Consider the following 18,652-nt stretch of genomic DNA (forward strand, 5'->3'; position numbering starts at 1 on the left):
ATTAATTCCATGACGCATATAACAGATATGTTACAGTTCTATTACTACAGCTGCTTTCTGTACCATATATTAGAAAAAGAGCATCATTATGGATGCTCTTCCAAATATGCTTTTTTAGTTAAGAGGTTAAAAATGGCTTACACCGTCTAATACATTCCGTCAATTTTTCAGCATTTTTATTATACATTTGTTTGGCTTGCTCAGAATTCGTACTTAAAGCGAATAGCTCTAAATCTGCCTGACATTTTTTCATCATCGCAAGAAGTAATGGCCTTTGCACTGGACTTGCAACCTTTAATTTATCATTGTATATATCAATGGTCAGCTCACCGTACGAATCAATTTGTGCAAAAAAAACATTATCAAGAGTGACACCCAATTTATCTAATTCTTGAGTTAGCCATTTTCTTGTTTTACCAGAGGCAGATAGTGGTTCATCAAGGATAGCCCCATCCATAATAACAGTGTGCGGTTCTTTCTCTTCTGCAACTAACATATTCATATCCTTTGGTGTAAGCGGTTGCTTTTCTCTTTTTAGAAGGACACTTAAGTCGCCTTTAGGTTCAAGGACGGCAAATTCGACATCAGCCACTCGAAAAACATCTTTTTGTCTTAGAAGGGAGGTTAATTCATCAATGGTATATTTTTCCTTCTTTAGATTATCTTCCATGATTTTACCATCTTTAATTAATACAGTTGCTCTTCCATCAATAAGCTCACGCATTTTTTTACTTTTCATCGTTAAAATATCCACCAATACGGTCACAATTCCAAAAATTCCTATGGCCAAAACTCCATGAAAGATATTGCCATCTAACCCTAATATGACTTCTCCTGCAATACTACCCATTGTGATTCCTGAAATATATTCGAATAAGGATAATTCAGATAGCTGTTTCTTCCCAATGATTCTTGTCATGATAAGTAAAGTAATCAAATAAAGAAAGGATCGCAGGGTAACCTCATACCAATCTGACATCTCATCACCTCTATCTATGATGGTTTATATTGCGGCTCTTCTAATTCAAGTTCCGTTTTCCGTTTATTCATGTCTCTTTGGATTTCATGAATGACAAGCATTGTCTCGTGAAATACCTTTTGAACCTCATCCACTTGCGCATTCATGGCAAGACTTGATAATTGCGCTTCAATTCCTTTTAAAGTTGCAATACATTGATTCACATTTGAAGCAATTGTCATGTCCTATTCTCCTTTATGTATTCCGTAATAGGTAACAAGAAGACTCAGGACTAGAGTCTTCTCATCGGTCTTATTCAACTATTGTTTATATTGTGGTTCTTCTTGCTCAATTTCTTGCAAACGTGGTTGAATACTGTCAATAATTGACTGAGTTTGCTTAGCAGCCTGTTGATAAATTTGCTTTGCATTTTTATTTTCCGTTCCTAGGGCGAAGGTTTCAAAATTTGCTTGTGCACTTTTCAAACCTGCAATCGTTTGTTTTACTTGTGATCCAACTGTCATGTATTTTCCCTCTTTTCAATAATAATGTACATCGTACAGAACATATTATTTCTAAAAAGATGGGTTCAATGTGCAAGAATAAAATTGTAATTTTTTCCAAAAGCGATTATTTACCTTAAACATTAGGCTGTTTTCGTTGGTAAAATAATACTAAAGGTGGTTCCTTTATCTTGTTCGCTCTCAATGAATACCTTACCATGATGGCTTTCAATTATCTTAAAACTCACCATAAGTCCGAGCCCATTGCCATTTTCCTTTGTAGTAAAAAATGGCTCTCCTATATTCTTTAATTTTTCCTGAGGAATCCCTACCCCAGTGTCTTGAATCAAGATTTGAACTTGATTTTCATGGATATTGACTTTAACAGTTAATTGCCCGCCATTTGGCATCGCTTCTATTCCATTTTTGATAAAATTAAGAAAAACCTGCTTTAAACGATCTTCATCACATTCAATCATGATAATTTCATGATCCGCTTCAAAAAAAACCTCCACTTTCTTCTTCCGTGCTTCAAACTCTAATAGTGATAGCACATTTTGGATAATCGGAATAATATTTTTTTCTTCCAATTGAGCTGTTTTCGGTTTAGCAAGCACCATGAAATCCTCGACGATCTGATTGACCCGGTCAATTTCATCTAAAATAATATCGATAAATTCTTTTCGCTGATCATCCACTTCCGTATCAAGTAAAAACTCTGCATAGCCCTTCATAGAGGTTAAAGGATTACGAATTTCATGGGCAACGCCTGCTGCTAATTGGCCCACTGCAGCGAGCTTGTCCTGCCGATGCAGAATTTCCTCTGTTTTCTTTTTTTCCGTAATGTCACTTCGAATAGCTAGATATTGATAAGGGCGCCCTGCATCATCTAGAAAAGGGACTATCGTGGTGTCGACCCAGTAATTGTGACCATCTTTGGCCCGATTCCGAATTTCCCCTCTCCAAACATAACCCTCTCCAATTGTTTTCCATAGCTCCTTAAAATAGGCCTTAGTATGGAACCCAGAATTAAGAATATTGTGATTTTTCCCGATTAACTCTTCACGTGTATAACCGGATATTTCACAGAATTTAGCATTTACATTTGTAATGACTCCCAATGCATCTGTGAAAGCTACAATGGAAGCTTGATCTAAAGCGAATTTTATATCACTGATTTCTTTTAAGGTATTTTTTAAACTTTCCTCATTCTCTTTCTTTTTCGTTATATCCGTCCGAATGGAAACATATTGATAAGGCTTCCCTTTTGCGTTCAAAAGAGGGACTATCGTTGTGTTCACCCAATAAAAGCTCCCATCTTTTGCTCGGTTACGAATTTCTCCCTTCCAAACCTTTCCTGCTGAGATCTTATCCCACATCTCACGAAAGAATTCTTTATTATGGTAGCCTGAATTCACTAAGCGATGAGTTTGTCCAAGAATTTCTTCTCTTTTATATTTGGAAATTTCCTCAAACTTCTCATTAGCATATATAATAACTCCCTTAGGATTGGTAATAATGACAATGGCCGCTTCATCTAAGGCAAATTGGATATCCTTAAGATACATATCGGATACAGCCCAGCGTTTACTCTTGATTGTACTGGAAATAACGATGCCCGAAATAATGATCATAAGAAGCATTAACACAAAATACATGATCTCAGTTGTCTGTGAACTATTCAAAAAGTTATCTTTCTTATAAAAAGTGGATGATTTGATTAATAAAAAGTGGGACTCGATAATGGACCCCGCACTGATAATTGCACTTATTGGCTTTAACCATGCTTGATGAGAGTTTAGAAAGCTTTTGGAATGAAAGAGCATCCAAAGAACAAAAAAAGAAGAACAAAAAATGAGTATTCCCCCAACTACTAGCAGGAGTGAATGAAAGACGATATGAACATTCATTCCATACATACCTATAAAATATATGAAAAAGACCGCAGCTGTCATAAAACAGCTGCCAATAATTAAATGAAGCAGATTAACCTGACGATTGATCACAAAATAGAAAGCAAAACACGTTAATAAAATTCCAAACAGAACAGATAGAATAATAATCGGGATATTATAAATGATAGAATCAAAATGACTCAAAGCTAAAACCCCAATAAAATTCATCACCCAGATTCCAATTCCTAAAGAAAAGGATCCACCAAAAAATAAAAAACGTTTATTTCTTTCTGAAGAATCAATTAATGTAAATAAATCTATCGCTGTATAAGATGAAATAAAAGTCAAAATAATTGCAGTTAATAATAATAAAGGATTATAAGAAAACACGAGCTCATTCATTGACGATCACCCCAGTTATCGCAATAGTTTCTACTATGATTGTAATGGAAACTGCCTCTATATGGAAGAAAAATCTTCATAAATTCATTTTGAATAGGATTATTCTTTCATATCTATTCAAGTTTGTCATCTTCAAATTAAGGATTAGATTTTTTTTGAAAATTTTCAAAAAAAGTCTACACAAATAAAAATTAATCGTGTATACTGTACTATAACAGAAGGGAATAATAAAAACTGTATTATAAAAACAAAGGGGGATTTACAAATGATTCAGAGTCCAGTTGAGTTTTTCCGCACATTACCAAAAAAGGTTTGTCCTGAGTGTGGTCAGCCCATTGAAGAACAAGCAGAATCATACCTTTTAGAATGTGAACGCTGTCTTGCAAAAAAATCCGAGTAAAGATTGGACGAAATTTTTATGCCTATGAACACAAGAAAATGAGCCCTTTCATTTCACTGAAAGAGGCTCATTTTCTTTTTATATTTATGTGGATTAAACTTTTGAATTTTCCTTCTTCATCTTTTCATTCCCCTTTTTCAACACTTGACGAGAAAAGATAATGCCACTTGCAATTAAAACGACACCAAAAGTAAATATCTTAATATCGGCCGTCCCTGCATAAATGACCCAAACTGAATAAATCGTAGCCAAGAATGCGATGATTCCGTCCATCCATCTTGCCTTCTTACTATTATGATACGTCTCTCCTGTGACAACTAATTTAAGCTGGAACACTGAAGATATGAAATATGGAACAAGATAAGATAAGGTTGCAATATAAATAATAAAATCAAAGGCCTGGGAAATAGAATTGGAGACCGTAGAAAAAATAAATAATTGTCCAATCATATTTGTAACAATGATAGAAAACTTTGGAATTCCCTTTTGGTTTTCTTTTCCAAACTGAGGAATAAAAATCCCGTGCTTTGCTGCTTGAAAAGGGATTTCCCCAGTTAACATGACCCAACCAAGAGAAGAGCCAAATAAACTAATCAGACCAAGTCCAGCCAATAATTTTGCTCCAATTGGTCCTAAAATCGTTTCAATCGCGTCAATTAGCGGCTTATCAGAGGCAATTAATTGATCCTGTGGCAGCATTCCCATCACAAGGGTGCTTATGCCAATATAAATTGCTAACGCTATGAAAAGTCCAAGAATCGATGCTCTTTTTACATCAATTTGCTTTCTAGCACGCGGGGCGAAAACAACCGCTGATTCAACCCCAACAAATGCCCAAAGCGTCGTAATCGCTGCTTTATTAATTTGAGAAAAAATACTCATACTATTCCCTGCATCATCTACTCTTGCTGCAGCTAATGGAAGAATATTTGCCTTTTGAAAAGCAAACAAACCAATAATGATAAACAAGAGAAAACCAATAACTTTTGCCGCTGTTGCTGCGAAATTTAACTTTCCTGCCCCTTCCATCCCATGTAAAATAATCATTGTTGTACCCCATAATAACAATGTGCAAACTAAAAAAGTAATGGCGTTCCCTACTTTTAAAGTAAATGATCCAATTTTAAAAAGCTCTGCACTACTTGTCATGATTGGGAAAAAAGTGGATAGATAGCCTGCAAAGGTAGTAATAATCGCAATATTTCCTGCAAGGTTACCAATCCAATACCCCCAGGTTGCCATAAACCCTGAAAGGGTAGACGCATTAGAACCTGGTTTAAATAATTCTTTTGCATAAATTTGCGGTCCACCTGAAAGCTCCGGTTTTCGTATCGCCAGATTTCCAAATACTAAAACAGTCACTAAAACACCCAAACCGGTTAATAACCAAGCTCCCAACACACCAAGGGGACTCGCCACCTCAGAAAGGGATCGCGGTAGCATAAATATCCCTGATCCCACCATGTTCCCAACAACCAAAGCTGTAAGTATCCACAGTCCAAATTTTTTATTTTGACCCATCTATAGTACTCCTCTCGTTTCTTTCCTCGAGCTTTAGAAATTAGAGATAATATTCAATGATTTGTAAAAGCACAAAAAAGCACACCACTTAACGGTGTACTTTTAAACTGCCGCATCAGGGGAAATGGATAGTTCATCATAACAAAAGCTATGACAGTTCTGCTCCTATTCAAAGACAGACCCAGCTACTAATCATCAGAGAATTCTTAGTGCTTCGGCAATGATTCCTTTTTGTTAAAGTCCTAGAGCTCTCTGACTCTCATTTAACATACTCTTAATGCATTGCGCCTCTAACTCATCTTTAGCTGATGAGGAATTATCAATTCAGTTACGAGGCTAGCTTACTAGAAAGGCGGGGCATTGTCAATGAATAAAAGTATTCTAAAAAAGTAAAATATAACGTTATTTCCACTCATTTCCTCCATGAAAATCCAAAAATGGTGAGAGAATAAACTTAATAAACAAAAGGAGTGAATAAATTGGTTGCGTGGTCTGATGAAAAGAAATTTCTTACAAAAGCACCAAAGGAAACAAATTTCACCGTCGATACCGATGGGCATTTTCCCAATCTAAAAGCAATCGCCGGAGATTCTGTCAATGCCCACAAAAACCTAGAGGAAGCTAATGCTATTTTTACGAAAAAAGAATTGGGACAGCAGAATGAAAATAATGCCTTGTAGACGGGGCTTAGTAAATGTTTCATTATACTTTTGTTCGTTCCTAAATAGAATTTTATCATAAATTTTGCAGTGAATATGTTCGTACAAATATTGACGTATACAGCTTAAATTAGATTGCAATATCTTGTATTAAGGTAGTTGATAAAAAAATGGAAGGTCAAAAAAATGATTCCTCTATCCTCTTCACTTGAATTTATATTCTGTCTCTTTGCTAGCTAATAGCCTGATATTAGAGCTTTTATGATAAATGGAAACTCCCCATTCCCTTATAACACTAAAAACCCACCAAAGCTATAAAGCTCCTGGTGGGTTCAATCAAAAAAATAATTCCATTAAATTTTCGGAAGTTCTCGTATCTCCACGGAAGTTTCATTTCCACATAGCGGACATCTTAAATCATTAGAGGCGAAATCTTTTCTCATCCATCCTTTACAATTTTCATCCAAACAAGAATATACTTCAACATCCATCATGATCATTTCCGGTTTATCATCTTGACCTTTTTTATTAAAAAAAATCGACAACGCCCCCTTATTAGCTTCAAAACCTCTACTAATAGTATAAACCAAAATAAGGAAAAACATTACTAATTCATCCAATTATAATGATATGCTTATAAATTCCAACCTATGCCGCCTATCGGAATTGAATCCCTCGAAAAGTGGAGCAAATGAAAAAGAAGCTTGTCCTATGACTGCTTCTTCCTAATTTTTTAAATCAGAACGTTTACCTAAATCAGGCTCACCTGGAGTTTGATTGCCAGTGGTAGCATTATAGCCTACTCGGTAGCTCGCGTGTCTTTTTTCTCTTAAGGCTTCAGGCATTTGATATTGACTCATATCATCCTGGGCATCCCTTGGCGTCATTTTCCATCACCTTCCTTTCCATTTTCTTGTTATTACATTATTCTTCAGAGCCCTTTCTTGGTATTCCCATTTCCTTTCCATTTACGTTCTCTATTACCGATTGAATTTCACCCTCTGTAAAGGTATCGCTCACTTGCTCATGGGTTGTCGCTAAACCTGAAGATACCTCGTCCTTCCGTTGATAATCTTCCGATTGATACACTCGATTTGCAACTGGGTAGTCATTGTTTTGATTTTTCCCCTTCAAAACAGCAGCCCCTTTCATGTTGGAATAATGTTATTTTATACAAAAAAGGAAATATCATACGAAGAGGTACAGATAGAAAAACCCTTTGATCATCATTTATCAAAGGGTTTCCATTTCATTACTATTTTCAAATTAGAGCCATGCAGCTCCAACAATTATTAACAGGATAAATAAGACGACGATTAAAACAAAGCCACCGCCGTATCCATATCCACCGCCATAGCCACAACCATATCCATAACCGTACGGCATATAAGCACTTCCTTTCGTTAGTTTAGAATCCCCAACCTACATATGCGGAACCCACAATGATTAAAAGAATGAACAAAACTACAATTAAAGCGAAGCCGCCGCCGTATCCTACACCTGCACTCATGTTATCCACCTCCCATGACATCTATCCGTATTGTATGTGGGTAAAGGTGTTTTGGTATGGGCTCATATCCAATAAAAAAGTTTTGTATAAAAAAATGAATCCTTCCAAAGGAAACAATCCCTGTCTGTTGAAAAATCAGATAAATATCCTTCTCTTTTCTTTCGATTTCGATTGGAACAAGAAAACCTCTAAAGTTCCAATTCCTTATCTCTCCATAAGCCTTCAAAATAGCTTCAATCGTGCTCGCATTTTTCGTTTTAATATTAATAACCGCAATTAAAACATGCTTTTGCTCAGCAATTGAAATCCTCTCATTTAATATCCAAAAATTATTTTTCTCAATTAAACGAGTAATATGGTACCTTGGCAGCATAAAAAAAATCACCTACCTCATTAAAATGGAACAAATCCATCACCAATTTTAGGTGCAATAAAATAATTTTTTCAGACTATTTAAAAATATTTAATGAAACTTTAAATAAAATTGAATGAAAGTTATAGAACGAACTTTAATATACTTAAATGACAACAATTAATGAAGGCGGGTGTACGAAAAGATGAACCAGTTTCAAAAAAACTCTAAAGAAGCCATCTCTACCAAAAAAACAAATTCTCCCGATCCAGAATGGGTAGAGCTTATTACAGAATCAAAACAAATAGGATTGGCTAAAGAGGATATATTACAATTTATTAGACAACCACATCAGTTTGTTAAATGACCATTAAATTTGTAGTCAATCCCTCTTACGGTAAGTAGATATTTTGGCTTTGCCGGATTCGGTTCAATTTTTTTTCGTAAATTGCTAATGTGGACCATTACTGTTCGGTTATCACCTAGACTATCCTCTCCCCAAATGAGTTGAAATAATTGCTCAACACTGTATACTCGCTCTACATTCTCTGCAAAAATCTTTAACAATTGAAATTCCTTAACAGGAAGATTCACAGGTCTTCCATCTACTTTTACAACACAACTTTGCAAATCGATGGACAGCCCTGGAAACTCTAATAAAGAATTTCTCACACGAGTCTCTAAAGATTGAGACATCATTCGTCCTCTTCGTAAATGAGCCTTGATGCGTGCGATCAATTCTCCTGAACTAAATGGCTTGGTCATATAATCATCTCCACCAATCCTTAAGCCCAATATCTTATCAATATCCTCTTCTTTGGCACTTAAAAATAGGATTGGCACGTTTGATTTTGTTCTAATGGCTTGGCAAGTATCATAACCGTCGAAACCAGGCATCATCACATCTAAAATGATTAAGTCTGGTTGAAAATCATCGATGAACGTAATAGCCTTCGTTCCAACGGATGCCCATTCAACTTTGAAACCTTCTATTAATAGATACTGTTTTATGACTTCGACTAAATCAGCATCATCATCCACGATAAGTATTTTGTCGCTTATCATTTTTATCCTCCTAACTTTCAGTAAATTTTATATTACGATAAAAAAATGAATTTCCTGCAATTTTTCTGATAATTTAACAATATTTTTACTTGTCGAAAAACGCTGTCGCTTATTATCAGAATATTTACTCTATTTTTCATTGATTCCCAGTTTTTATTAATGTTAGGATAAAATTGTAAACTTCCTAGAGTTTACACCTTCCATCTTTTGAGTTACATATAATACTATTTTTAGGGAGGAATTAGATGAGTCAAGTTGCAGTGCAAGTGAGTGAAAGATTGGAAAAGTTTTTAGCTGGAAAGAAAAAGCTTTATATCAACGGGAAATTTGTTGAAAGCGCTTCACAAAAGACTTTTGAAACGTATAATCCTGCCACTGGAGAAGTATTAGCGGTTGTTTTTGAATCTGGAGCTGAAGACATAGATAAAGCGGTAAAGGCTGCTCGCAAGGCATTTGATGAAGGTCCTTGGTCTAAAATTGGATCTGCCGCACGCTCAAGACTTATGTATAAGCTCGCAGACTTAATGGAAGAGCATAAAGATGAACTGGCATTATTAGAAACATTAGATAATGGAAAGCCAATCAGGGAAACAACAGCTGCTGATGTACCTTTAGCAATAGAACATATGCGTTACTATGCCGGTTGGTCAACGAAAATCGTCGGTCAAACCATTCCGGTAAATGGCCCATTCTTTAATTACACTCGCCACGAAGCAGTTGGTGTTGTTGGACAAATCATTCCATGGAACTTCCCGCTATTAATGGCGATGTGGAAACTTGGCGCGGCGCTTGCTACAGGATGTACAGTTGTGTTAAAACCAGCAGAACAAACCCCTCTATCTGCCCTATATCTTGCCGAATTAATTGAAGAAGCTGGATTCCCTACTGGAGTTATTAATATTGTCCCAGGATTTGGGGAAACAGCTGGTCAACCTTTAGTGGATCATCCACTTGTCGATAAAATTGCTTTTACGGGTTCAACTGAAGTCGGAAAACTCATAATGGAAAAAGCAGCAAAAACACTGAAACGGGTTACACTAGAATTAGGCGGTAAATCCCCAAATATTATTTTACCGGATGCGGATTTATCCAAAGCAATTCCTGGAGCGCTTAACGGAGTTATGTTTAACCAAGGCCAAGTTTGCTGCGCTGGCTCCCGCGTATTTATCCAAAAGAAACAATTTGATTACGTCGTTGCCGATATGGTGAGTCATGCAAAAAAAATAAAACAAGGGGCAGGTGCACAACCCGATACAGAAATCGGACCACTGGTCTCTACTGAACAACAAAATCGAGTACTTGGCTATATTGAAAAAGGAATAAATGAAGGAGCAGAGCTACTTATTGGTGGAATTAATCCTCGGGAAGAGGGCTATTTCGTCTCCCCTACCATTTTTGCCAATGTCCGTGATGAAATGACGATTGCTAAAGAGGAAATCTTTGGCCCTGTTATTTCCGCATTACCATATGAAGATTTAGACGAATTGATTGCTCGGGCAAACAATACTCAATATGGACTTGCTGCAGGTGTTTGGACTCAGGACGTAACGAAAGCTCATTATATTGCCAATAATCTTCGGGCTGGTACAGTTTGGGTTAACTGCTACAACGCCTTTGATGCGGCTTCTCCGTTCGGTGGCTATAAGCAATCTGGTATGGGTCGTGAAATGGGTTCATACGCACTAAACAACTACACTGAAGTTAAAAGCGTTTGGATAGCAACAAATTAATAAGTGTTTGAACATTGGCTATTTTCTCTAACCTTGTAGTTAATTAACTTAAAATGAATAAGCAGGTGAATACACATGTATTCCTGTAGAAGCAGGAGAAAGGTGAGACCCAACAGAAGCATTTGCTTTTGTTGAATTTCACCGTATTTCCACGAAGCACAAGTGCATCTAGTCTGCGTTTTTAAATACAAAAGAAGCGAGAACTTTTCAAAGGTTCTCGCTTCTTTTGCATAGTTTAATATGTTCACATATTGTCCATATGATTTTCTTCTGTTATTATTTATCTTTATTATGGGAGGGAATCCATATGAACATGAAAAAGATCTATATCATTTGCTCAATTATAGTGGCAATTGGGGTTGCAGCGGGTATTTCTTTCTTTGTCATTCGCGATCAAATGGCAAAAATACCTGATGACATTAAGCTTGTCACCATGCATAATCAGGTTTATGATTTTGCAAAATCTGATAAAAAGCTAAAACTCGTTGAGTTTGCTTATACTTATTGTCCTGATCTATGTCCAACGACAACACAGAAAATGAATCTTCTTAGAAATGATCTAATTAAAGCGGGGGTTTATGGTAATAAAATTCAATTCTTGACCATTTCAATTGATCCATATCGTGATACACCTGATAGACTAATAAAATATATGAAGGATTTTAATATTGAGGATGACGGTAACTGGATTCTTCTCACCGGTGACCGGAATCATATCCGCAGAGATATTAAACAAGTTGAAAGAATCGGAAAACCATTTCAATTTCAATTTCGTGACCCAGGTGACGGATTCTTCATCCATACAACTTTTGTCTATCTTGTAGATGAAAACAATCGTTATATTAAAAAGTTCCCAATGGGCGATAAATTTAATCGAAAAGATGTTTTTGATAAAATCATGAAAGATATTGATTAATCACCCAAGGTACTTGTATATTCATTCTTTTTAGATAGCTGTTTATCAGAAATATAATGAATAATCACAGAATAAAAACATCCACCTTAAAAACAGATTTTGATTTTAAGTGGATGTTTTTTAATAAAAAAAATGAGTAATCGAAATCACTCATCTTTTCCCTTGATTTATAAAAGTTAATTTGGTGACGAAGATAGTTTTTGTGCTGGTTGAAGAATATTTAAAATGTTTGCTTTTGGCTTCGTAAATCCTATTTGTATTCCTGAATTTTTTAATCGATTCACTAAATCAACGAGCTGTTTTTTTGGCATCATAAAAACTCCTTTATTGAACAAACTCTTTTCATTTAAATTCATTGTATCCTACAATTATTAATAAAGTATGAACAAATGATAAATTTATCTAGAAAAATATCGACATCATTTTTAAGCTTGACGAAATTTGTCAATATAATACATTCCTATTTTTCAGGCTTTAACCATAACGTTTTCCCTTTCCAAATTTTCTACCTCCTTCCATGTTAATATTCGTTTTCAAACTTGGAATATCCTCCCATAATTAATTTTTTTCATCAACCTTATTTATGAATGCATTCCAAAAAGATTCCACTTTGACCCCGTTGAATGTTATAATCAAACAGATATTGTTTTTTTGGAGGATATTACATGATTACTGTCAATGATATAAGTTTACGATATGGTGACCGCAAGCTTTTTGAAGAAGTCAATATGAAATTTACACCTGGTAACTGTTATGGGCTCATTGGTGCAAATGGTGCTGGAAAATCAACCTTTTTAAAAATCCTTTCAGGAGAAATTGAACCTCAAACGGGTAGCGTTCAATTAGGACCTAATGAACGTCTCGCAGTCTTAAAACAAAATCACTTTGAATATGAAGAGGAAGAAGTTCTAAAGGTTGTCATCATGGGTCATACAAGATTGTATGAGGTTATGCAAGAAAAAGATGCCATATATTTGAAAGCAGATTTTTCCGATGAAGATGGCATGCGTGCTGCAGAATTAGAAGGAGAATTTGCTGAATTAAACGGATGGGAAGCCGAATCCGAAGCTGCCATTCTTTTAAAAGGCTTAGGGATTGGAGAAGATCTTCACACGAAAAAAATGGCCGATATCTCTGGGGCAGAAAAAGTGAAAGTACTTCTTGCTCAGGCCTTATTCGGTAAACCAGATGTTTTACTCCTTGACGAGCCGACTAACCACTTAGACATTAAAGCAATTGGCTGGTTAGAGGAATTCTTAATTAACTTCGAGAATACCGTCATTGTTGTTTCCCATGACCGGCACTTTTTGAACAAAGTTTGTACCCATATCGCGGATTTAGACTTTGGGAAAATCCAAATCTACGTTGGAAACTATGATTTCTGGTATGAATCCAGTCAATTAGCATTGAAAATGGCGCAAGATGCCAATAAGAAAAAAGAAGAAAAGATCAAGGAACTTCAATCCTTCATTGCTCGTTTTAGTGCGAATGCATCCAAGTCTAAGCAAGCCACTTCTCGGAAAAAGCTACTTGATAAAATTAACTTAGACGATATAAAACCATCCTCTCGCAGATACCCTTATGTTGGCTTTACCCCAGATCGTGAAATTGGGAATGACCTGCTTCGTGTTGAGGGACTAACGAAAACAATTGATGGTGAAAAAGTGTTAGATAATATCAGCTTCGTAATGAATAAGGATGATAAAATCGCCCTTGTCGGTACAAACGAGCTTGCGAAAACGACGCTTTTTAAAATTTTGATGGGGGAAATGGAACCAGACAGCGGCACCTTTAAATGGGGGGTAACCACTTCTCAAGCTTATTTTCCAAAGGATAACTCCAGTTTCTTTGAAAATTGCGATTTGACTTTGGTAGACTGGCTCCGTCAATTTTCACCAAAAGATGATAGTGAAAGCTTTTTACGCGGATTTTTAGGAAGAATGCTCTTCTCTGGAGAAGAAGTTCTTAAAAAAGCAAGTGTTCTATCCGGTGGAGAAAAAGTTCGTTGCATGCTCTCAAAGATGATGCTAAGCGGAGCGAATGTTCTTCTATTAGATGAACCGACCAACCACTTAGATTTAGAATCCATCACAGCGTTGAATAATGGCCTCATCCATTTCAAAGGTTCGCTTATGTTCTCATCACATGACCATCAATTTATCCAAACGATTGCAAATCGCATTATGGAACTCACGCCTATTGGTCTAATGGATAAAACGATGACTTATGACGAGTATTTGGATAATGAAGAGCTACAAAAGCAGGTTGCAGAGATGTATTTATAGGTTACTAATATTTATGGACTTCAGAAAGTTACTCTTAGAGAGTGGCTTTTTGGGGTTCTTTTTTGGTTGGTGGGAGTTTTTAAGTGATAATTGGAATTGGTTGTTTTTTGACGTTGTAATTAGGAAAATTTTACATTCACTTTTTTATCAGCTCCTCTAATCTCGAACTAACAAACTAAGCAATGCTTTTTCTGCATTTTTACCCCTCCTTGCAACTTCCCACAAATTATGATCCTTCTCACTTTGTAACTCTGCTTTTTGACACGAAAGCGATAATAATAATCCGGCTACCCTAAAGCCGGATTACGCTTCTTAACTTACGCAACTACACGTCCTGCTTTTTCGTTTTCTTCCTAGCAGAAGACTTGCTTACTCCATCGATTTCCATATTTGTCGTCCCTTGCCCTTCCACTTGCGAGGAACCTAAACCAATAGTAGATGGATCTTTCTTTCTTTTTGACATTAAATACACCTCCTTTGATTACTTTTTCTTTCCATTATTGCTTTTATACTTTGGGAATAAATTCTTGTTAAAAACACATGCTAATTTCGGAGGAGGTGTGTATGATGGCGAAAATTGGTGTAGAGCAATCATTAACAAATGTTCAAGATGCATTACGGCAAAAAGGCTATGACGTCGTTGAATTAAAGTCTGAACAAGATGTAAAGGACTGCGACTGTTGTGTGGTTACAGGGGTTGATTCTAATATTATGGGAATGCAAACAATCTCCACTACTGCATCTGTAATCGATGCTAACGGTTTATCAGCAGAAGATGTTTGTCAGCAAGTCGAAAGCAAATTAAGCTAATAGACCATTTTCCTGCTGACTCAAATATTAAGGTTATTTCTATCAGGTATCTATAAAAATAAAAAGCATTTTGAAAACGGTTGGTAGATAATCTTTTTGAGTCAGCTATTTCTTACTAATGTCGTTCAATTCTTTTGATAAAACTGAATTGTTTTCTATAACGGAGCTACCCATTTTTTGTAAAAGGTGATTATTTGTTACTTGTGGATTTATACTCGTCATCATATCCATTTCATTTCCTTCCTTTAATAGCGTACTTACTTCCATCTTAGTTTCTCGTGAATTAAAGTAAGATGAGTTTTCTGGGGTCGCCTGCGAACAACTTGATAAAAAGAATAAAAACACCAAGCAAAATAAAACCAATATTCTCTTCATTGTTTTCCCCCTTTCCTATTTAAAAAACAAATCTTCTTTTAAAAATTTCTTCTTATTTTCACCTCAATTTCACTTTATAGGAAAAATATGAATCTACTATGAAGATTGCGTAAAGTCTTTTTTAAGAAAATATCAAGTATATAATTGGCTTTTTATCGGGATTTGGACAGTTTTGCCCAATTTCTGCATAGGTTAATAGTGGACAACTTATTGGAGGTGGAATGATGTTTTTGGTTTTTAAAAGAAGGACAGTTATTATGTCAATAGTCGCTTTTTTCGCCATAATTTTCTTGTCTTGCTGGTTTTATTTTAGTTCTGACTCTGTCACAGCCTTTAACAACACAGAAGATAAAGAAATTCAAGAATACCATATTGTAACAACCGAATTCAAAACAACTTCAGCGGATGGTAAGGAACTTGAGTCCTACCGTTGGGATCCCGGTACGATTTTTGTAGAAAAAGGGGAAAAAGTTCGGTTGCGTTTATTAGGATTCAATGGCAAAGAACACCCTTTTATAATAGAAGGAACGGATTATAAAGGGACGGTTTCAAAAGGAGAAGAAACTGTTCTAGAAGTTCAATTTAAAAAAGAAGGAATATATCGACTTATTTGTTTAACACACCATGATTCACAAGAACACGGCCCTATGATTGGCTATATTGTGGTCGATTAAGGCGAAATTGTGTCAATCCGACATAGTTTTCATCATTTTCACGAAGAAATTGATGAAAACTATGTCTTTTTCTATTATGATGAAGAAAGAGATATAAATGGTGATTTATATTATATAACAGTTTGGCTTTTTATCAAAATAATTATAGTACAGATTTATTTTATCCAATTATTAGTATTTCTGATAAATTTATAATGATTATTATGAACACTTGAAATCCCTTTTATATCAAGTGTTCATAATTCTTTCACATAATTTGTTCATTTATTCACAATTAATGTGATTTTTATCACATGCAATCTGTTATAATCGAGTTAAGATTTAAATGTAAACAGATAGATTACAAAATCCATTTATAGAGGTGTATGAACATGGAACAATGGAAAGGTTTTATTAATGGACCTTGGCAAGAAGAAGTTAACGTACGTGACTTCATCCAAAAAAACTTTACTCCTTATGTAGGTAATGATTCTTTCTTAGAGGGACCAACTGAAGCTACAAATGAATTATGGAAACAAGTTTTAGAACTATCTAAAAAAGAACGTGAAAATGGCGGCGTTCTTGATGCTGATACTGAAATCGTTTCAACCATTACTTCTCATGGCCCTGGTTATTTAAATAAAGAAACTGAAAAAGTTGTTGGTTTCCAAACTGATAAACCATTCAAACGTTCACTTCAAATCTTCGGTGGAACAAGAATGGCAAAACAAGCTCTTGCCGAATATGGCTTTGAACTTGATAAAGAAGTTGAACGCATCTTTACTGACTACCGTAAAACTCATAACCAAGGTGTATTTGATGCTTATACTCCAGAAATGAGAGCTGCTCGTCACGTGGGTATTATCACTGGTCTTCCAGATGCTTATGGTCGTGGACGTATCATCGGTGACTATCGTCGTGTTGCATTATACGGTGTAGACTTCTTAATGCAAGAAAAACAAAAAGACTTCGCTGTCACTGGCGATGTAATGTCTGAAGATGTTATCCGTCTTCGTGAAGAATTAAGTGAACAATATCGCGCATTAAAAGAACTTAAACAATTAGCTGCTTCATATGGTTTCGACATTTCTAAACCAGCAACCAATGCAAGAGAAGCTTTCCAATGGTTATACTTTGGTTATTTAGCAGCAGTTAAACAACAAAACGGTGCGGCAATGAGCTTAGGCCGTGTATCTACTTTCTTAGATATCTACATTGAAAGAGACTTACAAAATGGTGTCTTAACTGAACAAGAAGTTCAAGAAATCGTTGACCACTTCATCATGAAACTTCGCCTTGTAAAATTTGCTCGTACTCCTGAGTACAACGAACTTTACAGTGGTGACCCAACTTGGGTAACAGAATCAATCGGTGGTATCGGCGAAGATGGTCGTGCTCTTGTAACGAAGAACTCTTTCCGTTTCTTACACACATTAAGCAATTTAGGACCAGCTCCAGAACCAAACTTAACAGTTCTTTGGTCTTCTCGCCTACCTGAAAACTTTAAGAAATTCTGTGCGAATGTTTCGATTGAAACAAGCTCAATTCAATATGAAAACGATGATATCATGCGCCCAGAATATGGCGATGACTACGGAATTGCTTGCTGTGTATCCGCAATGGAAATCGGTAAACAAATGCAATTCTTCGGTGCTCGTGCGAACCTTGCAAAAACTTTATTATATGCAATCAATGGTAATGTTGATGAAAAACATAAAATTCAAGTTGGACCAGCATATGCCCCTATTACTTCTGATGTATTAGATTACGATGAAGTTATGGAAAAATTTGATAAATCCATGGATTGGTTGGCTGGACTTTACATCAACACTTTAAATATCATTCACTATATGCATGATAAGTACAGCTATGAAAGCATTGAAATGGCTCTTCATGATACAAAGATCCTTCGTACAATGGCAACTGGTATCGCAGGACTCAGCGTTGTAGCTGACTCATTAAGCGCAATCAAGTATGCAAAAGTTAAACCTATCCGCGATGAAAACGGTATTGCAGTTGATTTCGAAATTGAAGGCGACTTCCCTAAATACGGAAACAACGATGATCGCGTAGATAGCATCGCTGTAGGAATTGTTAAGAGCTTCATGAAAAAGCTTCGTAAACATAAAACATATCGTGATTCTATGCACACAATGTCAATCTTAACGATTACTTCTAACGTTGTATATGGTAAGAAAACAGGTAACACACCTGATGGACGTCGTGCTGGCGAACCATTAGCACCAGGAGCTAACCCAATGCATGGTCGTGATACAAAAGGAGCACTAGCTTCCCTATCATCTGTTGCAAAAATTCCTTACAGCTATTCAATGGATGGAATTTCAAATACCTTCTCAATGGTACCTAAAGCACTCGGTAAAGAAGATGAATCACGCGTTTCTAACTTAGTATCGATCTTAGACGGTTATACTAAGAAACAAGGTCATCATCTAAATGTTAACGTATTTAATAGAGAAACTTTATTAGATGCTATGGAGCATCCAGAAGAATATCCACAATTAACCATTCGTGTATCTGGATATGCTGTTAACTTCATTAAATTGACTAGAGAACAACAAATGGATGTCATCAACCGTACATTCCATGAATCAATGTAA

24 protein-coding genes and 1 riboswitch are annotated in these 18,652 nt (G+C 35.8%); of the genes, 9 read left to right on the plus strand and 15 right to left on the minus strand.

The features are described 5' to 3' along the window. Positions 1-118: 118 nt before the first annotated feature. The 4 genes from ACE38V_RS09785 to ACE38V_RS09800 form a co-directional block, all read right to left on the minus strand. Positions 119-979 (minus strand): DUF421 domain-containing protein, encoded by an 861-nt coding sequence (locus ACE38V_RS09785; protein ID WP_375841056.1) that lies wholly within the window; start codon positions 977-979, stop codon positions 119-121. A 14-nt stretch (positions 980-993) separates the two neighbouring features. Then, a complete protein-coding gene (locus tag ACE38V_RS09790; RefSeq protein ID WP_375841057.1) occupies positions 994-1,200 on the minus strand; it encodes a DUF1657 domain-containing protein in 207 nt (68 codons plus the stop codon). A gap of 78 nt (positions 1,201-1,278) precedes the next feature. Continuing rightward, a complete protein-coding gene (locus ACE38V_RS09795; protein WP_375841058.1) occupies positions 1,279-1,482 on the minus strand; it encodes a DUF1657 domain-containing protein in 204 nt (67 codons plus the stop codon). Positions 1,483-1,604: 122 nt separating this feature from the next. Then, positions 1,605-3,758 (minus strand): PAS domain S-box protein, encoded by a 2,154-nt coding sequence (locus ACE38V_RS09800; RefSeq protein WP_375841059.1) that lies wholly within the window; start codon positions 3,756-3,758, stop codon positions 1,605-1,607. Between the two features lie 265 nt (positions 3,759-4,023). Between ACE38V_RS09800 and yhfH the strand changes: the two genes are divergently transcribed. Continuing rightward, a complete protein-coding gene (gene yhfH, locus ACE38V_RS09805) occupies positions 4,024-4,158 on the plus strand; it encodes a protein YhfH (RefSeq protein WP_375841060.1) in 135 nt (44 codons plus the stop codon). 93 nt (positions 4,159-4,251) lie between these two features. Here the strand turns inward: yhfH and ACE38V_RS09810 are convergent, their stop codons facing one another. Beyond that, positions 4,252-5,679: an amino acid permease gene (locus tag ACE38V_RS09810; RefSeq protein WP_375841061.1), complete on the minus strand. Its 1,428-nt coding sequence runs from the start codon at positions 5,677-5,679 to the stop codon at positions 4,252-4,254. 121 nt (positions 5,680-5,800) lie between these two features. After that, a riboswitch (Lysine riboswitch) is annotated at positions 5,801-5,980 on the minus strand. Between the two features lie 178 nt (positions 5,981-6,158). Between ACE38V_RS09810 and ACE38V_RS09815 the strand changes: the two genes are divergently transcribed. Continuing rightward, entirely contained in the window at positions 6,159-6,359 is a 201-nt protein-coding gene (locus ACE38V_RS09815; RefSeq protein ID WP_375841062.1) for a hypothetical protein, read from the plus strand. Positions 6,360-6,691: 332 nt separating this feature from the next. Here the strand turns inward: ACE38V_RS09815 and ACE38V_RS09820 are convergent, their stop codons facing one another. From ACE38V_RS09820 to ACE38V_RS09845, 6 genes are all read right to left on the minus strand, one after another. Continuing rightward, positions 6,692-6,943, minus strand: coding sequence for a cold-inducible protein YdjO-related protein (locus ACE38V_RS09820; protein WP_375841063.1), 252 nt, complete (start codon positions 6,941-6,943; stop codon positions 6,692-6,694). Between the two features lie 120 nt (positions 6,944-7,063). After that, positions 7,064-7,225 (minus strand): hypothetical protein, encoded by a 162-nt coding sequence (locus ACE38V_RS09825; protein ID WP_375841064.1) that lies wholly within the window; start codon positions 7,223-7,225, stop codon positions 7,064-7,066. A 37-nt stretch (positions 7,226-7,262) separates the two neighbouring features. Next, the gene (locus ACE38V_RS09830) at positions 7,263-7,472 is read right to left on the minus strand and encodes a YozQ family protein (protein WP_375841065.1); all 210 of its coding nucleotides are present in this window, start codon (positions 7,470-7,472) and stop codon (positions 7,263-7,265) included. A 132-nt stretch (positions 7,473-7,604) separates the two neighbouring features. Next, positions 7,605-7,724 (minus strand): YjcZ family sporulation protein, encoded by a 120-nt coding sequence (locus ACE38V_RS09835; protein ID WP_375841066.1) that lies wholly within the window; start codon positions 7,722-7,724, stop codon positions 7,605-7,607. A gap of 22 nt (positions 7,725-7,746) precedes the next feature. Next, positions 7,747-7,848 (minus strand): YjcZ family sporulation protein, encoded by a 102-nt coding sequence (locus ACE38V_RS09840; protein ID WP_375841068.1) that lies wholly within the window; start codon positions 7,846-7,848, stop codon positions 7,747-7,749. Position 7,849: 1 nt separating this feature from the next. Then, positions 7,850-8,221: a hypothetical protein gene (locus tag ACE38V_RS09845; RefSeq protein ID WP_375841069.1), complete on the minus strand. Its 372-nt coding sequence runs from the start codon at positions 8,219-8,221 to the stop codon at positions 7,850-7,852. Between the two features lie 184 nt (positions 8,222-8,405). Here ACE38V_RS09845 and ACE38V_RS09850 point away from each other — a divergent pair, with 184 nt between their 5' ends. Then, positions 8,406-8,567, plus strand: coding sequence for an anti-repressor SinI family protein (locus ACE38V_RS09850; RefSeq protein WP_375841070.1), 162 nt, complete (start codon positions 8,406-8,408; stop codon positions 8,565-8,567). Here ACE38V_RS09850 and ACE38V_RS09855 read toward each other — a convergent pair. Continuing rightward, complete coding sequence (locus ACE38V_RS09855; protein WP_375841071.1) at positions 8,552-9,265, minus strand: response regulator transcription factor; 714 nt, start codon at positions 9,263-9,265, stop codon at positions 8,552-8,554. The genes ACE38V_RS09850 and ACE38V_RS09855 overlap by 16 nt on opposite strands. 245 nt (positions 9,266-9,510) lie before the next feature. Between ACE38V_RS09855 and ACE38V_RS09860 the strand changes: the two genes are divergently transcribed. Further along, positions 9,511-10,995, plus strand: a complete 1,485-nt coding sequence (locus ACE38V_RS09860) for an aldehyde dehydrogenase family protein (protein ID WP_375841072.1) — start codon at positions 9,511-9,513, stop codon at positions 10,993-10,995. Positions 10,996-11,302: 307 nt separating this feature from the next. Then, positions 11,303-11,911 carry an SCO family protein gene (locus ACE38V_RS09865; protein WP_375841073.1) on the plus strand — a complete coding sequence of 203 codons (609 nt, stop codon included), beginning with the start codon at positions 11,303-11,305 and terminating at the stop codon, positions 11,909-11,911. Positions 11,912-12,087: 176 nt separating this feature from the next. Here the strand turns inward: ACE38V_RS09865 and ACE38V_RS09870 are convergent, their stop codons facing one another. Then, the gene (locus ACE38V_RS09870; RefSeq protein WP_375841074.1) at positions 12,088-12,222 is read right to left on the minus strand and encodes a hypothetical protein; all 135 of its coding nucleotides are present in this window, start codon (positions 12,220-12,222) and stop codon (positions 12,088-12,090) included. Between the two features lie 354 nt (positions 12,223-12,576). Between ACE38V_RS09870 and ACE38V_RS09875 the strand changes: the two genes are divergently transcribed. After that, on the plus strand, positions 12,577-14,196 hold the full coding sequence (locus tag ACE38V_RS09875) for an ABC-F family ATP-binding cassette domain-containing protein (protein ID WP_375841075.1): 1,620 nt from the start codon (positions 12,577-12,579) through the stop codon (positions 14,194-14,196). A gap of 325 nt (positions 14,197-14,521) precedes the next feature. Here ACE38V_RS09875 and ACE38V_RS09880 read toward each other — a convergent pair whose 3' ends face one another. Next, positions 14,522-14,659, minus strand: a complete 138-nt coding sequence (locus ACE38V_RS09880) for a YuzL family protein (protein ID WP_375841077.1) — start codon at positions 14,657-14,659, stop codon at positions 14,522-14,524. Between the two features lie 104 nt (positions 14,660-14,763). Here ACE38V_RS09880 and ACE38V_RS09885 point away from each other — a divergent pair, with 104 nt between their 5' ends. After that, complete coding sequence (locus ACE38V_RS09885; RefSeq protein ID WP_375841079.1) at positions 14,764-15,006, plus strand: YkuS family protein; 243 nt, start codon at positions 14,764-14,766, stop codon at positions 15,004-15,006. A gap of 105 nt (positions 15,007-15,111) precedes the next feature. Here the strand turns inward: ACE38V_RS09885 and ACE38V_RS09890 are convergent, their stop codons facing one another. Beyond that, positions 15,112-15,381: a hypothetical protein gene (locus ACE38V_RS09890; protein WP_375841081.1), complete on the minus strand. Its 270-nt coding sequence runs from the start codon at positions 15,379-15,381 to the stop codon at positions 15,112-15,114. A gap of 221 nt (positions 15,382-15,602) precedes the next feature. On the opposite strand from ACE38V_RS09890, the gene ACE38V_RS09895 reads away from it, so the two are divergent. After that, positions 15,603-16,055: a cupredoxin domain-containing protein gene (locus ACE38V_RS09895; protein ID WP_375841083.1), complete on the plus strand. Its 453-nt coding sequence runs from the start codon at positions 15,603-15,605 to the stop codon at positions 16,053-16,055. Between the two features lie 371 nt (positions 16,056-16,426). Next, positions 16,427-18,652 carry a formate C-acetyltransferase gene (gene pflB / locus ACE38V_RS09900; RefSeq protein WP_375841085.1) on the plus strand — a complete coding sequence of 742 codons (2,226 nt, stop codon included), beginning with the start codon at positions 16,427-16,429 and terminating at the stop codon, positions 18,650-18,652.

It is taken from the genome of Cytobacillus sp. Hz8 (genome assembly GCF_042263505.1).
GTDB lineage: Bacteria > Bacillota > Bacilli > Bacillales > Cytobacillaceae > Bacillus_BE.

What these genes read in the sequence shown, in the direction of transcription:
- ACE38V_RS09785 (WP_375841056.1), bottom strand. Translation starts at nt 979, where the DNA reads ATGTCAGATTGGTATGAGGTTACCCTGCGATCCTTTCTTTATTTGATT.
- ACE38V_RS09880 (WP_375841077.1), bottom strand. Translation starts at nt 14,659, where the DNA reads ATGTCAAAAAGAAAGAAAGATCCATCTACTATTGGTTTAGGTTCCTCG.
- ACE38V_RS09890 (WP_375841081.1), bottom strand. Translation starts at nt 15,381, where the DNA reads ATGAAGAGAATATTGGTTTTATTTTGCTTGGTGTTTTTATTCTTTTTA.
- ACE38V_RS09845 (WP_375841069.1), bottom strand. Translation starts at nt 8,221, where the DNA reads ATGCTGCCAAGGTACCATATTACTCGTTTAATTGAGAAAAATAATTTT.
- ACE38V_RS09825 (WP_375841064.1), bottom strand. Translation starts at nt 7,225, where the DNA reads ATGACGCCAAGGGATGCCCAGGATGATATGAGTCAATATCAAATGCCT.
- yhfH (WP_375841060.1), top strand. Translation starts at nt 4,024, where the DNA reads ATGATTCAGAGTCCAGTTGAGTTTTTCCGCACATTACCAAAAAAGGTT.
- ACE38V_RS09870 (WP_375841074.1), bottom strand. Translation starts at nt 12,222, where the DNA reads ATGCCAAAAAAACAGCTCGTTGATTTAGTGAATCGATTAAAAAATTCA.
- ACE38V_RS09810 (WP_375841061.1), bottom strand. Translation starts at nt 5,679, where the DNA reads ATGGGTCAAAATAAAAAATTTGGACTGTGGATACTTACAGCTTTGGTT.
- ACE38V_RS09795 (WP_375841058.1), bottom strand. Translation starts at nt 1,482, where the DNA reads ATGACAGTTGGATCACAAGTAAAACAAACGATTGCAGGTTTGAAAAGT.
- ACE38V_RS09820 (WP_375841063.1), bottom strand. Translation starts at nt 6,943, where the DNA reads ATGTTTTTCCTTATTTTGGTTTATACTATTAGTAGAGGTTTTGAAGCT.
- ACE38V_RS09885 (WP_375841079.1), top strand. Translation starts at nt 14,764, where the DNA reads ATGGCGAAAATTGGTGTAGAGCAATCATTAACAAATGTTCAAGATGCA.
- ACE38V_RS09895 (WP_375841083.1), top strand. Translation starts at nt 15,603, where the DNA reads ATGATGTTTTTGGTTTTTAAAAGAAGGACAGTTATTATGTCAATAGTC.
- ACE38V_RS09855 (WP_375841071.1), bottom strand. Translation starts at nt 9,265, where the DNA reads ATGATAAGCGACAAAATACTTATCGTGGATGATGATGCTGATTTAGTC.
- pflB (WP_375841085.1), top strand. Translation starts at nt 16,427, where the DNA reads ATGGAACAATGGAAAGGTTTTATTAATGGACCTTGGCAAGAAGAAGTT.
- ACE38V_RS09835 (WP_375841066.1), bottom strand. Translation starts at nt 7,724, where the DNA reads ATGCCGTACGGTTATGGATATGGTTGTGGCTATGGCGGTGGATATGGA.
- ACE38V_RS09840 (WP_375841068.1), bottom strand. Translation starts at nt 7,848, where the DNA reads ATGAGTGCAGGTGTAGGATACGGCGGCGGCTTCGCTTTAATTGTAGTT.
- ACE38V_RS09790 (WP_375841057.1), bottom strand. Translation starts at nt 1,200, where the DNA reads ATGACAATTGCTTCAAATGTGAATCAATGTATTGCAACTTTAAAAGGA.
- ACE38V_RS09860 (WP_375841072.1), top strand. Translation starts at nt 9,511, where the DNA reads ATGAGTCAAGTTGCAGTGCAAGTGAGTGAAAGATTGGAAAAGTTTTTA.
- ACE38V_RS09850 (WP_375841070.1), top strand. Translation starts at nt 8,406, where the DNA reads ATGAACCAGTTTCAAAAAAACTCTAAAGAAGCCATCTCTACCAAAAAA.
- ACE38V_RS09800 (WP_375841059.1), bottom strand. Translation starts at nt 3,758, where the DNA reads ATGAATGAGCTCGTGTTTTCTTATAATCCTTTATTATTATTAACTGCA.
- ACE38V_RS09865 (WP_375841073.1), top strand. Translation starts at nt 11,303, where the DNA reads ATGAACATGAAAAAGATCTATATCATTTGCTCAATTATAGTGGCAATT.
- ACE38V_RS09875 (WP_375841075.1), top strand. Translation starts at nt 12,577, where the DNA reads ATGATTACTGTCAATGATATAAGTTTACGATATGGTGACCGCAAGCTT.